Consider the following 15410-nt stretch of genomic DNA (forward strand, 5'->3'; position numbering starts at 1 on the left):
TTTAATTTCTATTTTCACAAAGATTCATAAAATTTTCAAATAGTTCAGACCATCTGCCTGGATAATGGGTAATAATGGAGCTATGGGTTATTGCTCAATTTTCTTTGGCAAGCCTAATTGCTTTTTCAAGAATTTCATCTTTGCCATTTCTGATCCCTGATATCGTATTTTTCACAGTTACATCAGGTATAACGCCATTCAAATGATGTTTGCTTCCGTCAGGATTTTTAATCAGCATGCCCGTAAAAAAAAAGCGATACCCACCCGGCATAGAAACTAAATTTATATTCCCATTGGTTCCTGAGGTTGGCTGACCTACAATTTTTACAACTTTAAATTGTTTGTAGGCTGATAAAAAGCTTTCGGTAGCGCTCTGTCCGGTGGCATCAGATAATAAAAATATTTTTGCTTTTACAAGAGGTAGCGCTGGTTCTATAGTATATGAACCTGTGGCATACGATACGTTTTGATAATCGGGATATAGAATTTGAGGCGTAAACAGTCCACTATTTGCATTCAGCTTTTTATCCGTCAAATGAGATAAGAATGTCTCCGTATCTTCATTCAAATATCCCCGCAAATCAAGTATTACTGATTTTGCCTTCAAAATTTCGGCCATGTGCGCCTCAGTACTTGTTTTATTTAAATTGATATAGAAGATATCATTTGTAATCCATTCACTTGTGCCTCTATTATTTCGATCCGAACCCGATACATATTCGCTATAGGTATAAGTTCTAGGAATGTCAACCTGAAAAAACCGGCCTCCCCTTTTCATCTTTAAATAAATAATTTCATCCTTTTTACCTTTAGTAAGGCTTAAAATGCTTTTTGATTGTTTCCATTGTTTGGATCCGGAATAAAGCGAATCAGCAGATCGTAAAAGATCAAATGGATTTTTTCCATTCATCTGTATGAGTTCATCACCTGCTTTAATTTTCTCTGTTACTCCTGAATCGAGTATTTTTTTTACCACTATTTTTCCCTCTGCAATATCAAAAAGCAAGGGTAAAGTAGCTGTGTTTTGATCTGTATCACCATTTAAATCTATAAACATATGACCATCATTGAGCAAATTTGCAATCCATTTCAGTGTCTTTAAAAAATCCTGATCCGTTTTATCTGAAAACGCGTTATGGATTGCTGCATTCCAAATCTGATCATGGTTTTGTGAAGCGTCATCCCAATAGGGATAAGAATGTTTTAGTGCATTAAATAGAATCGTAAGATCTGCTAGCCTGATAGATAGATCAGCGCCGTTAATCCGGAATTCCCCGTTTTTATCTTTTGGCCAGGACTCATAAGATCGGTTTATTGTTTTATTTACCTCAACACTGTCAACAGTTGGGTAGGTATTATTTTCATTTCCATATAATGCCAAAGGAACCATGCAGTTTATTCCCGGCACTAAGCTTTTCGTTATAAATTCACCGATTTTAACTTCTTTGTCAAATAATTTCTCATCACCTTGCTTTCTAAAAAATTGAATTATTCTATTGTCAATCTTAGGATCTAATTCATTCAAAGCGGTAACCTTTTCTACCACCGGGATATTTGTTTCTTTCCCGCCATCCAGCACCTTTAAGCCAACTTTATTGACGTTAATTGAACCACCTGAACTTATATCGGTTTGAATAGCAATGGTAAATAATTCTGAATTTGGATCAAAAATACCTTCGAAAGCATAACGTTTTTCGTTTTTTAAAGCAAGGTCGTCTTTAACCAGGCTGAGTTTGTCTAAATACGGTTTTAGAATCAAATCTTTAATTTCAGCGTTAACACTAATGGTTAAAATAAATCTTTTGCCTTTAAAGGCGGTAACATCAACTGGTGATATTAGCGCAAATGCATTTTTCTTAATTCGCCGCTCTGATATTGGATTGATCCTGTTTACACGGATACTAGAATAAATGTTATCATGATATGGCAGTTTCAAACCAACGTGTTGCCAATAAACAGGCACATATCCGTCTAAATTTTGCGGAGTGATATCATTAACATCAAAAGTTGGGTTTTCTTTGGCGGAGATTTTTAGGGTCGGCGCAATTGGAAGGAACAATTCTTTTAAAGTTGATACCAGTTCCTGATCATTTTTCACCTGGAGCATCTTTTTAGTTCCATAAATGGCAAAACTTTGCCATTCAATTTTTGAAGCTTCATCTGATGGATGAAAGTATTGAATGTACCCATACAGCCTGCTAAATGCGGTTAGGTTATTTACCTGTTGTTGAATTTGCGTAAATCCGGTTAAGAAAGAAATAACCAGTAATAAAGAAAATAAGAATTTCATTAGATATTAATTATTGAAGCAGTTGAATATAAGTAACAACTATTCACAAAATCTAATTTTAACAAATATTAACATGGCGGCCATTTTTGGCAAAATGCCCACAATAAGCAACGATTGAACATCAAATGCCAGATCGCTATTTGCCGATGCATAAAACTCAACTTCATGTAAGCAGCGATTGATAAAAGTGATATTCCTGCGACAGCAGATACCTACAATGTTTGCAGCTTTAGGGTATCATCCCGATCTCCGGATTTAGTCAAAAACGCTTATCAGAAAAATGTCCGGTGTAATGAGATAAAACTTTAGCGCCAGCTGACTGTTAGAAAAGGGAAATTAAATACATCAGATATGACAGCAGATAAAAAGCAGCAAGCGATCAAATTATTGAAACAGGGACTGGAAACTATACAGGACCGCGCCTACACCGAAATCGCCGAAATTCCGACCGAAGACCAAGATGATTTTCAGGTCAAGTACAGTTTTATACATGATGGTATTGAGGGAATTTTTACCGTGATCGGAAAAGCTGCCCCTATCAACGAAGAAGCTCAAATTAGGTTCACCCTGCTGAGCGAATTTGCAGAGGATTCCCTGCACTATGAATCAGTAACGGCAAAAGAGCAGGTCGACAACGATCTGGTCAGCGCCGAAAGCTATCTGAACGGACACATCAACCAGGGCTAACTGACCGGTTATGGACAAGCCCAGCTATCTCCACTTTGACCATTCAAAATATGTCTGGAAACCGGACATTGATTATCGGAAGAATCCCGGGCCATATCGGGTGGGCAAAGGCGAGCAGGGTGTTCTGATCTGTGAGCCTTATAAAAGCGAGATTGGTGAATACTGGCGGTTTAAAACGCCGGAAATGGCCAGGCAGAGCAGTGAAAAAATCTATGCTTTGTTTCTAGCCTATCTGGAGGAAGGAGATTTTGTCGGCGCAGATATGGCCCGGAAATACCTGCAAATGGGCTTTACCAGATCCAGGCGTTATGCCAATTACAAGGGTGGCAAAAAATATGATGCCCATCAGGATTATCGCCAGCTGGAACGAGGAACGGGTGATGAGCAAAAAGCATTATCGGCTTCAATATTTCATAATAAATGGAAACTGGCCGAAGCCAATGGACAATACGCCGGGCTAAAAAAACAATGGAAAGATGAAAGGGGTTAAAAAGCAGGACCTTCCTGAAAAGCAGTGCATGGTATGCGGACGAATGTTTATCTGGAGAAAAAAATGGGAAAAGGTGTGGGAAGGAGTAAAATTCTGTTCCGAGAAATGCAGGCGAAACAGGGGAAAATTAACTATTAATTGATATGCCTTTTCTGTTTTGCTTTGTAGGCAGGTTATCGGTACATTAGTTAACGGTAAGCTTAATTTCTGTTAATAATGTAGCCCTAAATTTGAACCATCTTATATTTGGTTAGCAATTAAAAATTAGTCAGTAAAAAAAAACAGCGCCGGACCGAGTTCCTGCGCTGTTTTTATAATCTATAAACACATATTCATTGTAAGGCCCGGGGCTAATAATTGTAGCCTTCTGCAGGATTTAATGTTAACTTTGAACTCAGTCTATATCTTAGGATTACTTACCTACTCAAACCGAAAAAAATTAAAGATATTATCATAAACAACGGTTCTTCATAAACCAGATTCGAATACCACGGCTTAACCGCTAATAACTGTTGAAGATGTTTCGTCGGAAGAATCAACATCGTTATTTACCGATTGCCATCCCAGTTCATTTTTTTTTTAAAAATTTAAATATTACGCAGCAAACCGTAGACCAACTTAAACGCGTTGAAAAAACCTGAGCCATCCCCAATTTGACACAAATATATAATCAGAAAACAGATCTTAAATTAACGTGTCACCAGCTAAAACTTAGACAGCAATAATTGCTGTGCTGTCTTTTTTGTAACGCCGAAATAGACTTTCTGAGCAGGATGATAACTCTCCCTTAACTCAAAATTTTCGAATGAGGGTCCGCCGGGTATATCGATATAATCTTGCTTATTGGGGCTTCCCCCGCTCCAGTATTTTGCCCTCCCGTTTACACGCAACATCAGGGAGTAATCATATTCAGATGCGCCTTTACGCCAATACTGGCTTAGTTTAAGATTTGGCCGGTAACGCCATCCGGCTCTATCAAGATAGTTCTTTTCCTGCGGCCAAGAGCTAAGACTGTTAAAATCTTCATCAGATTCAGCAACCGCTATAACATCGCCGTTGCCGGCCTTCCATAATTGCGAAACTGCATAACTTTCCTTTTCTGTAAAACCAATCTCTTCATACCCTTTGTACAGCGCTGTTGAGTTTATCACCTTATCTTTTAAATGTAATTTACGTAGCCGCGAATAATTACCCATGGTAGCGGTTACAGCACAGCGCTGCATTGGCACACTTCCGCTGTGATTAAAAACCTCTATACCAAGTTCTTCAGGATTATCGCTGCGAATAAAAAGCCTTAAATATGGATGCGCACCATTCTTAAATCGTTCCATAAATATATATACCGATAATTCTTCCACCTCAGGATGCTGGCTATCAGGGTGCAGGATAATGCCGCGTGTTTTGGCTCCCCCGAAGTAGGCTGTGTCGGTTTCGCTTTCACCGGCCCACATTAACTTGCCCCATTGGTTATCGATCAGTGAGGGGGATATCTCGCTGTACTCAATTTTACCGCTCACTACCGGCTCAATAGCCAAAAAGTTGATCAGATAAACCGCACCTTTATTTTCATAGCCAACCCTAATCAGCCCCCGTGGCCCGCCGGTATTTTCGCGATCGCCTTCTACCCCCGTAGGCCATATACTAAATACAATGCCATTGCTGATGCCCAACATAGCTTCACTTTTTGCATTTGCCGGCCTTATCCAGTTTTTATCTGAATGCTGTGCTTTCAAATCCTGATAAAACAGTATCATTAAAAAAACGAAAATAAAAATGCAATTGTTGGTTCTCATAGGATTACCGTTTTTATTCTCTGATAAGGTAGCCATATTTTTTTTGACGGACAAAGACAGGCCAGAGTTAACTGCCATGCTATGGAGCAACAACCGGATGTTCCTCCGATTTGACGCGGTTATAAATAGTTCCATCATCCACATCTTTCAAGCGGCTTACGAGATTTTTTTTATCATAAATAACTTTCAGGGCCATTACCTTCCGATCCCCCTCTTTAAATATGACCGCACCATTTAAAATTTCCACATCATAATAATCAATCCTGGTGATCATTTTTGGAATTTTCCGTTCTGAATTTTCCAGGCCTGTTTTAGACTTTTTAAAGGTAACTTCCTGTTGACTGTAATAACCGTTTACCTCAGTTTTTTCATAGGTAAGCTTGATCACTTTTTTAAAGACGGTACCCGTTTTAAGCGTGGTATCTGCATTAATTTCCCACTCAAACAAAATGGGGAATGAATACGGCTGAAGCGTAAACGGTTTCTCCGAAAATTCCATTATACTTTCCTTCGGAGGCGGTGGTGGTTCAGCCCTTGCTTTTTTCTTTTGGCTGAAGCTGTTGTAATGCAACAATATAAAAGCTGTAAACAAGAATAAATATTTCATAAGCTAGTTTTATGTAAAAAAGTTTATCGATAATAAATTTAAATATCTGAAAATCAATTACTTACCTATACAAAACTTCGTAAAAATATTCTCCAATAAATCATCCGTTGTAACTGTACCCGTAATCTCGCCAAGATAATGTAAGGCCTGTTTGATGTCCATGGCTAAAAAGTCTGAGGTAACCGGGTTATCTACGTTGGCCAATACACGTTGCAGTGCGTGTTCGGTTTGTTTCAAAGCCTCTACATGGCGGATGTTGGTGACCAATGTTTCGCTGGTATTGATGTGGTGTAGGTTTACCTGCTCCAATAAAGTTGTTTTCAGTTCATCTATACCCTGTTTTTCTTTGGCAGAAATAAATACCACGTTTAAGGCTTCGAAAGCTTTGCGCTGGGCATCGGCAATCAGATCAGCTTTGTTTACCAAAATTAAATAAGGAATGGCCAACTGTTCTAAACCTCGAACCTGCTCTTCAATTTCCGAAATACTTTGCGCTGCATCGGCCATATAAATAATCAGCTTCGCCTGCTTCATTTTCTCTAAAGTACGTTCTACGCCCAAAGCTTCAATAATATCGGCAGTATCGCGGATTCCTGCTGTATCGATAAAACGGAAAACAATGCCACCAATAGTCAGTTCATCCTCTATGGTGTCGCGTGTGGTTCCTGCAATATCCGAAACAATGGCCCGTTCTTCATTCAACAGCGCATTCAATAAAGTAGATTTACCTACATTAGGTTTACCTGCAATTACAATTGGAACACCGTTTTTAATCACATTCCCCATTTCGAAAGAAGAGATTAAACGTTGTAAAACATAATTGATTTTATTTACCAGGTTTTTCAACTGCTCCCGGTTGGCGAATTCTACATCTTCTTCGGCAAAATCGAGTTCAAGTTCAATCATGGAAGCAAAATGGATCAGTTGCTCGCGTAGTCCTTTCAGCTCAGTAGCAAAACCGCCGCGCATTTGCTGCATTGCCACATCATGCGAAGCTTTTGAATTAGACGCAATTAAATCCGCCACGGCCTCTGCCTGACTTAAATCAAAAGCGCCATTTAAAAATGCACGTAAAGTAAATTCACCGGATTTGGCCGCACGGGCACCTTTGCTAATCAACAGGTTAATAATTTGTTGAATAATGTAATTAGATCCGTGACAAGAAATCTCCACCACATTTTCTTTAGTATATGATTTTGGCGCAACAAATAAACCTGCAACCACCTCATCAACAATATGATTACCATCTTTTACTAAACCAAAATGCAAAGTATGTGAAGCCTGCTTTTCTAAATCTTTACCTGCAAAAACTTCATTTGTTAGTGAAATAGCCTCAGGACCAGATAAGCGGATCACGCCAATGGCACCAGAACCCGAAGGCGTAGATAAAGCAATAATGGTATCTTGATTGTACATGTGCTGTTTTAAAGCTGCAAAAATAAGCCTAATCTGTGGGTAAATCGTGTATGGGAAGTAATTTTTTTGACTATTGCTTAATCGGTTAACTGTTTAAATCGGTTAACTGACACCCAACGCCAAACTTTGCTGGTTAACTGATGCCAAACTCCAAATCAACTATCAGCCTTTCGACTCTGCTATCAATGACAGATGTTTTATTAAACTGATAATAAGCTATTTACACACCTATCAATCGGATTCTATTACTTTTAAATTCAGTTCCAGGGCTAACTTTTTTAGGTGTTTTTCTGTTTGTTTGATCATTACCATTTCGTAATTAGCTACGCCCTGATCAACAAACTCCTGTCCTTTAACCATTAACCTCCAGTACTGTATAGCGATTTTTCGGGCTACTGCCTTTATCGCAATCATTGGGCCCTTACGTCCCCTAAGTCTTCGTCCAAAGGCCCCAAATGAAATCTTCTTGCTCTTGAGCAGGCTCTGGGCCAACACCCTGAATATCTGGCCTGCATTGGGACGCCCTTTTTTCTTAGGTTTTCTATTGGCTTTCCCCGAATGGTTCTGGCCTGGAGAAAGCCCGAGCCAGCTCGTGAAATGTTTTTCAGAAGGCCAACGCTCAAGGTCTGTTCCCGTTTCGCTGTAGATCTGCAGCCATGAATAATCGGTAATACCGGGCAGTACCGTTGCATCCCTGCCTCCGAACAGGTCCAGCATATGCCTACCGAGTTCATCAATCTGTGGTTTATGGTGCCGAACCGGTTTGCGCGGGCCAGCTTCACGATGGTCTTTGTCCTGATTCATCTTAACGAGTATATCGTTAAGGGCAGCGTCACATTCTCTAATCTGCATCTGGTAAAACTGATAAGCCTGGTAGGCCTGCCTAAGGGCGAAAATTCCGCGTTCGGTATAGAAGCCTTCAAGAGCGGCCAGAATCTCGGCTGACTTCTTTTTCAATACGCTTCCATGGCACAGCGAAAGCAGTTTTTGCGGATCACGTTCACCTTCTAGTATGGCCTGGATAATAGCCATGCCACTGGCACCCTGTATCTGATCGAGCACTTCAGGCAAACGGATGTTCATTTCGATCATTGATTTCTGCATGTGGTTGATGTGCATGGCCGCACTGCGCAGATGGTCCTCGCGCAGCCGTTGATAACCTCTTACTTCCTTCAGATCGCCCTGGGCGACAAAGCATCGGTTCAGTAGGCCATAGCTGTGCAGCTGCTGTATCCACTGGCAGTCCTTAACATCGGTCTTGCGACCGGGAACCTGACGGGTCTGGCGGCCATCCACCAGCCATACATCAAAGCCATTTTCAACAAGGATATCGTACAAGATGATCCAATAAGAACCCGTGGCCTCCATGGCAACGGTCTGAGTGCCCTTTTCCAGCAGGTAGGACGCTGCTGCCCTAAAATCACTGGTAAAGGTGCCAAAAACCTTTACCTCAGAGTAGCCGGGGCTGATGTAGATGTTCCTTGAACCAATATCGATCCCCGCGGAGTTGTTGTGAATAATTTCCATATCAATGACGAATAAGTATATTAAAACCTTATGCCCAACGGGATGAAAATACTAGGCAGGCTATCATGCGGGCAACCAATAAAGGTGCTCCAAACTCCAATACCATCTCCGAAGGAACCATACTACCATGCAGGCAAAAGCACTATACCGACAAACAGCCAAACTGCATAAGGCTTAATAAAGTTACGGATCTGTCATCAACACTCCGATGTATTTGAAAAATTCTAACCTCTACCATTGACGTTATTTTGTAATTATTTATTAATGAGAAACTTAAAGGCATTTACATTTCCTCCCAGCTAGGCCAAAGCACCTCATCCACGTTCAACTAAGACCCGGCCTAACAAATTTTTCGGGGCCCACAGACCAAGCCACTCTACTGGCTTCCAAAGAAAAATTTTCAGCCGGCATTTTTTGTTTCTTTTTGATGCCAAAAAGAAAGAGCCCTTCGGCGGCGGCGAGCCGAGGCAAGACGGAGCAGCTGGGCAAAAAAAAATAATTTATACGTCAATCATATTGATTTTTATGAAATAAATTATCCCTCACGGCGACCTATCGAAAGGAAATAGTAAATTGACGCCAGACACCAAACTTTCAGCGCTAAGCTTGGCCGAATAACAGCCCCAAAACGCCAAACGCCTTTCGCTAAACCAACTTTTTAAAACATTTTCACAACAAATGTGTTTAAAACTGAAATCAGAATAAGCTTTTTATGATGAACAATTTACCCCTAACCGTTAAACGGTCTATAGAGTTATTGGGCCTTATGGCCATTGTAGCTGTTATGGTTATCGGCCGTGATATTATTATGCCGATGTTAATGGCTTTCTTCATTAGCATCATGCTCCTACCCGTGTACCGTTTTTTGAAGCGTAAAAAAATTCCTGAATCGCTATCTATCATTATCTCTATCCTGTTGGTTGCGCTATTTGTAGCGCTCATGATCTGGTTTTTCTCCAATCAGATCGGTATTTTAGTTAAAGATTTCCCCCAAATAAAAGCGAATGTTACACAACATATCAATTCGTTAAGCGACTGGATCAGTCGCATTACACACTACGACGATAAACAACAAAAAGCCTTTATACAAGGTAAAAGCGACGACTTGATGAACATGGGTACCTCACTCGCGGGTGGTGCAGCGGTTACACTGAGCGGTATTTTTGTATTTATCGGTCTGCTTCCTATCTACATTTACCTGATGCTTTTTTACAAAGACATTTTATTGCGTTTCATTTTCATGTGGTTTAAAACGGATGACCACCCTAAAGTGAAAGAAGCCATCTATGAAACCGAATCGATCATTAAAAGTTACTTAATTGGATTATTAATACAAATTACCTACATGACCATTTTACTGGGTGGAATATTGATGTTGATTGGCATTAAACATGCACTTTTAATTGGGGTCATTTTTGCCATATTAAACCTGATCCCTTATGTGGGTGCATTAATTGGTAACGTAATCGGCGTATTATTAACATTGACATCCTCACAAGAATTGTGGCCAGTGGTTACCGTTTTAGGTGTAATTGCTTTTGTTCAATTTTTAGACAATAACATCCTGATGCCCCGCATTGTAGGCTCCAAAGTAAAAATAAATGCTTTATTTGCGATCCTCGGCGTTTTTATAGGTGGCAGTATAGCAGGCGTTTCCGGTATGTTCCTGGCATTGCCCACTGTAGCTGTATTAAAAATCATTTTCGACCGTACTGAATCCTTTAAACAATGGGGCGTATTACTGGGAGATGAACGTCCGGCCAAAAGCCCTATGACCTTCGCTAACTTTAGAAAAAAGAAGCCTGTGGCAACTAAAACAGGCATTGAGAAAGGATAGTGTTAGTCCATAGTCCATAGTCCATAGTCCATAGTCCATAGTCCATAGTCCATAGTCCATAGTCCATAGTCCATAGTCCATAGTCCATAGTCCATAGTCCATAGTCCATAGTCCATAGTCCATAGTCCATAGAATGGAAAGGAATTCAGAGTGAAGGTTTAATCAGGAGTATTAATTATTTTATTAACAGTTCATGGTCAATGGCCAGATAGCCAATTTGAGGTCGACCATTTGTTTTACTAATGAACCAATGCCCCTTGAACTATTGAACTACCTGTTGGCCATTTGTTTTACTAATAAACTAATGGCCAATGAACTATTAAACTAAAAACCATCTCACATCATCAATTTTGCCTTCAAAATATCATATGCGAACCTCAATATCGTTCCGAAAACTACAATCAGGAAAAATACCCTGACAAATTTATTTCCTTTAAGCAAGGCCAGTTTGGTTCCGAAAAAAGCACCTGTTAAGTTAAAAATGGCCATTGGTATAGCATATTGAAACAAGATATGTCCGGTAGAACTGAAATAGATAATCGCAGCCAAATTGGTAGCCATATTCACGATCTTCGCATGTGCACTGGCACCGATAAAATCGAATCCCAATACCGCAATAAAAACCAGAATAAGAAAAGAACCTGTACCCGGGCCAATTAAACCGTCATAAAAACCAATCAATATTCCAAATAAACCAGCCATTAAAACCTGTTTTTTAACAGAATGATCTTTCTCCTGATGAATACCGAACTGTTTGTTAAAATAGGTATAAAGCGCAACCAAAATCAGCACCACCAGAATTACAGGTTTAATCACCGAATTATCGATCCTGCTCACCAAAAACGCCCCCAAAAGTGCAGCAAAAAATGCAGTAAGCACACAAGCAGCGAGCACTTTATAATTAAAACGAACCTGTTTCGAATATTTAACAGCAGCAAGTGTAGTACCTGCCATAGATGGGATTTTAGTAGTCCCTAAAAGTGTAGCTACAGGGTAATGTGGCAAAATCAGTAAAATGGCGGGCGTTTGTAATAAACCGCCGCCACCTACAATAGCATCTATAAATCCGGCAGCAAAGGCTACCAGACAGAGTAAAATCAGTTCGTTAACCACTAATTAGATTTTTAAATCAATTCTTCAGAATTCATTATGGTTGCTTTAGCCAACACAATAAGTTCCTACATCCGCTCCGGAGAAGTAATTCCCAAAATCAGCATTCCGGCATGAATAATATCAGCAGTTTTTTTGCTCAGGTTTAAACGGAACTGTTTCGTATCACCTTCTTCTGTTTTTACAATTGGCGGTACCTCATGGTAAAATTTGTTGAACAGTTTCGCCAGTTCGTATAAATAGTTGGCCAAACTCGCCGGACTATAGGCCTTAGCGGCAATAGCAATCTCTGCAGGGTATTTAGCCAATTGAAGGATCATTTCTAGTTCCACTTCGCTAATCCCGCCAAACGCCAAACTCCCAACGCCAAACTTATAATCCGTTTTACTCAACAGCGATTTAATCCTTGCATGTGTATATTGAATAAACGGGCCGGTATTGCCCTGAAAATCGATACTTTCAGCAGGATTAAACAATAAACGTTTCTTAGGTTCAACCTTTAACAGGAAATATTTTAGAGCACCTAAACCGATATTTTTATATAATTCTTCCTTATCGGCTTCACTAAAATCGTTGGTTTTACCCAGTTCTTCCGTTTTCTCGCGTGCGGTAGTCACCATGCTTTCGATCAATTCATCAGCATCAACTACGGTTCCTTCACGACTTTTCATTTTACCATTTGGCAAATCAACCATTCCGTATGAAAGATGGTATAAACCCTTCGCCCAGCTCTTGCCCAGTTTTTCTAAAATCAAAAACAACACCTTGAAATGGTAGTCCTGCTCATTCCCTACCACATAAATCGATTCATCCATATTGAAATCGTCGTGTTTCATTTCGGCAGTACCCAAATCCTGGGTAATGTACACCGATGTTCCGTCTGCACGCAAAACCAGTTTTTGATCTAAACCATCGGCAGTTAAATCGATCCAAACAGAACCATCTTCCTTTTTAAAGAAAACGCCTTTTGCTAAACCTTCATCAACGGTACCTTTTCCCAATAAATAAGTATTGCTTTCGTAATAGAATTTATCAAAGTCAACTCCAAGGTTTTTATAGGTGACATTAAAACCGGCGTAAACCCATTCGTTCATGGTTTTCCAAAGTGAAACCACTTCTTCATCTCCTTGCTCCCATTTCAGAAGCATTTGTTGTGCTTCCTTAATCAGCGGTGCGTTTTTCTTCGCCTCTTCTTCTGTTTGTCCTTCGGCTTTTAAAGCTTCAATCTCTTTTTTGTATTCTTTATCAAAAATCACATAGTATTTTCCTACCAGGTGATCGCCTTTTAAACCAGTGCTTTCGGGTGTTTCGCCATTGCCCCACCTTTGCCAGGCCAGCATCGATTTACAAATGTGGATACCACGGTCGTTAACCAGGTTTACCTTCACTACGTCATAGCCGTAAGCTTTAAGCAATTCAGAAACCGAATAACCCAATAAATTATTACGTACGTGCCCAAGGTGAAGCGGTTTATTGGTATTTGGCGAAGAATATTCTACCATTACCTTTTTACCGTTCGGCGCATACACCCCAAAATCGGGTGCTAAAATTTCTTCGTTAAACTGTTTAAGGAAATAACTTTCGGCAATGCTTAAGTTTAAAAAGCCTTTTACTACATTAAATTTGGTTACATCGGTTACATTGGCAACCAAATATTCACCAATTTCGTTCGCAGTTTGCTCCGGCGATTTCTTCGAAATTTTGGTAATCGGAAAAACAACGATTGTTGCCTGTCCTTCAAATTCTTTACGGGTTTCCTGTATGTTGATTACACCTTCGGCTACTTCTTCATGATAAAGTTCAAAAATGGCTTTCTGTGTTGCGGCAATAATAAAATTCATGTGCCAAAAATAGAGAAAAAAGTCCGAAGTCGGGAGTCCGAAGTCCGAAGAAATTTTACCTTAAATTTCGATTTTCACCGTTTGTAAAAGGTTAGGAAAGCTGCTATAGTGTCAGTCGGTTCCGATAGTCCTTCTTTCCGCTATAGTCCCGATTTTTTTCAAACGGGAGATGCCGCTATTAAGGTTTATTATATTTGGTTCTGTGCAAAAAATAAACGCTTCTAAATAACAGTCTATCTCAAATCTATCATCTCGATTCTCATATCTAAATTTTTCTGATAGATTTGTAATAACTAACTTATTTATGAGCGAACAGAACCCAAATTTTAAAGTGAGCGTAAACACCGAAATCGGCAGGTTGCGTAAATTATTAATACATAGTCCTGATAGTGGATTAGGCAAAGTAGTACCCTCTAAGGCGCAAGACTGGCTTTTCGAAGATATTGTACATTTAGATACCATCCGCAAAGGTGAATACGATTATTATATTAAACTGCTGATGTATTTCCTTGATCCGGAAAAGATTAAAGGAAAACTGGCCGAAATCGATTCGGAAGCATCCGAGCGTAATTTTTATAAACCCAACCACCCCGATTTCCACAATTCTAAATCTGTAATTGAGATTCAGAACCTGTTGAGCGAAATGCTGGAGAACGAATCCATCCGTAAAAAACTGGTAGCAGCTGTTTGTGCCATTGAAGGCTGCACCTACAAAGTACAGTTGGAATTAACCAATACCGATCCAAAACAATTGGCGGAGATTTTTATCTCCGGAACATTGGCTAACGATACCATGATTTTTGCACCGATCCCGAATTTAATTTTTACCAGGGATGTGGGTACAACGATTAACAATCACATTCTGTTAAACAAACCCGCAAAAAAAGCACGGGTGCGCGAAACGCTTTTAATGCGTTATATTTTCTTCAACCATCCTTTGTTTGAGGGATACCGCAACAACATCCTCGAAATCCCTGATGTAACCATGCACTTTTTACGTCCGGGTGATGAACCTGCATTCAGCACCACTTTAGAAGGTGGTGATGTAATGATGGTGAGTCCTAACCACGTATTGATTGGCTGTAGCGAAAGAACCTCTGAACATGGTGCCAATGAAGCCATAAAATTACTGTTCGATCAGGATGTAGTAGAAAAAGTTACGGTGGTAAAAATACCAAGTAAACGTGATTATATGCACCTGGATACTGTTTTTACACAAGTTAAACGCAATACCTGGGTAATTTTAAATTCGATTGCACATTCGCCAAAATACAATCCTTACGAACCGATCAACTTTTTAAAGGAACCTGAAAAATTGGAGGCAACCACAGCCATTCAGTTTACAAAAGCCAATCCGCAGGAGCCTAAACACTTCGAACATGTAGAAGCTTTATTGAATGATATCAGTCAGAACGATTTAAAAAGCAGCGAACCCACTCAGATTATCTATAGCGGAAACAATCAGTTCCCTTACGATTCGCGTGAGCAATGGACCGATTCATGTAATCTTTTAGCCATTAAAGAAGGTGTTGTTTTGGGTTACGATAGAAACGACAAAACGGTTGAAGCTTTTAAAGCCGCAGGCTTTGATGTGGTAGATGTAAAAGATTTGATCCAGGATTTAGAAAGTGGCAAAGTAAATGCCGAAACCATAACCGATACCCTGATTTTAATGCCTTCGGCAGAATTATCACGTGCCCGCGGTGGTTTCCATTGCATGAGTTTGCCAATTTTAAGAGATAATTTATAGAAGGTAAAATGTCTGATGGAAAATGGTTGATGGGCAACTGCCGGGAACAATTAACCGATTAA

The 15410-nt window shown here is 39.8% G+C and carries 12 protein-coding genes; 5 read left to right on the forward strand and 7 right to left on the reverse strand.

Annotation, left to right across the window (positions count from 1 at the left end; translation table 11 throughout):
• Window positions 1–94: 94 nt before the first annotated feature.
• Window positions 95–2290, reverse strand: coding sequence for a S41 family peptidase (locus tag R2S57_RS06005; protein ID WP_316844162.1), 2196 nt, complete (start codon window positions 2288–2290; stop codon window positions 95–97).
• 351 nt (window positions 2291–2641) lie between these two features.
• Between R2S57_RS06005 and R2S57_RS06010 the strand changes: the two genes are divergently transcribed.
• From R2S57_RS06010 to R2S57_RS06020, 3 genes are read left to right on the forward strand one after another with little or no spacing between them, the layout of a single operon-like run.
• Window positions 2642–2977: a hypothetical protein gene (locus tag R2S57_RS06010; RefSeq protein ID WP_316844163.1), complete on the forward strand. Its 336-nt coding sequence runs from the start codon at window positions 2642–2644 to the stop codon at window positions 2975–2977.
• A gap of 10 nt (window positions 2978–2987) precedes the next feature.
• Window positions 2988–3467, forward strand: coding sequence for a DUF4385 domain-containing protein (locus R2S57_RS06015; protein ID WP_316844164.1), 480 nt, complete (start codon window positions 2988–2990; stop codon window positions 3465–3467).
• Window positions 3454–3609 (forward strand): DUF2256 domain-containing protein, encoded by a 156-nt coding sequence (locus R2S57_RS06020; protein WP_316844165.1) that lies wholly within the window; start codon window positions 3454–3456, stop codon window positions 3607–3609. Before R2S57_RS06015 ends, R2S57_RS06020 begins: the two co-directional genes overlap by 14 nt.
• 562 nt (window positions 3610–4171) lie before the next feature.
• Here the strand turns inward: R2S57_RS06020 and R2S57_RS06025 are convergent.
• From R2S57_RS06025 to R2S57_RS06040, 4 genes are all read right to left on the reverse strand, one after another.
• Window positions 4172–5260: a hypothetical protein gene (locus tag R2S57_RS06025; RefSeq protein ID WP_316844166.1), complete on the reverse strand. Its 1089-nt coding sequence runs from the start codon at window positions 5258–5260 to the stop codon at window positions 4172–4174.
• A gap of 79 nt (window positions 5261–5339) precedes the next feature.
• The gene (locus R2S57_RS06030) at window positions 5340–5867 is read right to left on the reverse strand and encodes a hypothetical protein (RefSeq protein WP_316844167.1); all 528 of its coding nucleotides are present in this window, start codon (window positions 5865–5867) and stop codon (window positions 5340–5342) included.
• Window positions 5868–5924: 57 nt separating this feature from the next.
• Window positions 5925–7283 (reverse strand): tRNA uridine-5-carboxymethylaminomethyl(34) synthesis GTPase MnmE, encoded by a 1359-nt coding sequence (mnmE, locus tag R2S57_RS06035; RefSeq protein ID WP_316844168.1) that lies wholly within the window; start codon window positions 7281–7283, stop codon window positions 5925–5927.
• Between the two features lie 231 nt (window positions 7284–7514).
• Window positions 7515–8810: an IS110 family transposase gene (locus R2S57_RS06040; RefSeq protein ID WP_316844169.1), complete on the reverse strand. Its 1296-nt coding sequence runs from the start codon at window positions 8808–8810 to the stop codon at window positions 7515–7517.
• 712 nt (window positions 8811–9522) lie between these two features.
• Here R2S57_RS06040 and R2S57_RS06045 point away from each other — a divergent pair.
• Entirely contained in the window at window positions 9523–10647 is a 1125-nt protein-coding gene (locus R2S57_RS06045) for an AI-2E family transporter (protein WP_410479066.1), read from the forward strand.
• Between the two features lie 336 nt (window positions 10648–10983).
• Here the strand turns inward: R2S57_RS06045 and R2S57_RS06050 are convergent, their stop codons facing one another.
• On the reverse strand, window positions 10984–11760 hold the full coding sequence (locus tag R2S57_RS06050) for a sulfite exporter TauE/SafE family protein (RefSeq protein ID WP_316844170.1): 777 nt from the start codon (window positions 11758–11760) through the stop codon (window positions 10984–10986).
• 65 nt (window positions 11761–11825) lie between these two features.
• Window positions 11826–13598 (reverse strand): arginine--tRNA ligase, encoded by a 1773-nt coding sequence (gene argS, locus R2S57_RS06055; protein ID WP_316844171.1) that lies wholly within the window; start codon window positions 13596–13598, stop codon window positions 11826–11828.
• A 304-nt stretch (window positions 13599–13902) separates the two neighbouring features.
• On the opposite strand from argS, the gene R2S57_RS06060 reads away from it, so the two are divergent.
• Window positions 13903–15348, forward strand: a complete 1446-nt coding sequence (locus R2S57_RS06060) for an arginine deiminase family protein (RefSeq protein ID WP_316844172.1) — start codon at window positions 13903–13905, stop codon at window positions 15346–15348.
• The last annotated feature ends 62 nt before the right edge of the window (window positions 15349–15410 follow it).

It is taken from the genome of Pedobacter psychrodurus (genome assembly GCF_032678585.1).
Taxonomy (GTDB): domain Bacteria; phylum Bacteroidota; class Bacteroidia; order Sphingobacteriales; family Sphingobacteriaceae; genus Pedobacter; species Pedobacter psychrodurus_A.

Excerpts from the sequence above, each read along its gene's own strand:
- R2S57_RS06005 (WP_316844162.1), bottom strand. The coding sequence starts at position 2,290 with ATGAAATTCTTATTTTCTTTATTACTGGTTATTTCTTTCTTAACCGGA.
- R2S57_RS06010 (WP_316844163.1), top strand. The coding sequence starts at position 2,642 with ATGACAGCAGATAAAAAGCAGCAAGCGATCAAATTATTGAAACAGGGA.
- R2S57_RS06015 (WP_316844164.1), top strand. The coding sequence starts at position 2,988 with ATGGACAAGCCCAGCTATCTCCACTTTGACCATTCAAAATATGTCTGG.
- R2S57_RS06020 (WP_316844165.1), top strand. The coding sequence starts at position 3,454 with ATGAAAGGGGTTAAAAAGCAGGACCTTCCTGAAAAGCAGTGCATGGTA.
- R2S57_RS06025 (WP_316844166.1), bottom strand. The coding sequence starts at position 5,260 with ATGAGAACCAACAATTGCATTTTTATTTTCGTTTTTTTAATGATACTG.
- R2S57_RS06030 (WP_316844167.1), bottom strand. The coding sequence starts at position 5,867 with ATGAAATATTTATTCTTGTTTACAGCTTTTATATTGTTGCATTACAAC.
- mnmE (WP_316844168.1), bottom strand. The coding sequence starts at position 7,283 with ATGTACAATCAAGATACCATTATTGCTTTATCTACGCCTTCGGGTTCT.
- R2S57_RS06040 (WP_316844169.1), bottom strand. The coding sequence starts at position 8,810 with ATGGAAATTATTCACAACAACTCCGCGGGGATCGATATTGGTTCAAGG.
- R2S57_RS06045 (WP_410479066.1), top strand. The coding sequence starts at position 9,523 with ATGATGAACAATTTACCCCTAACCGTTAAACGGTCTATAGAGTTATTG.
- argS (WP_316844171.1), bottom strand. The coding sequence starts at position 13,598 with ATGAATTTTATTATTGCCGCAACACAGAAAGCCATTTTTGAACTTTAT.
- R2S57_RS06060 (WP_316844172.1), top strand. The coding sequence starts at position 13,903 with ATGAGCGAACAGAACCCAAATTTTAAAGTGAGCGTAAACACCGAAATC.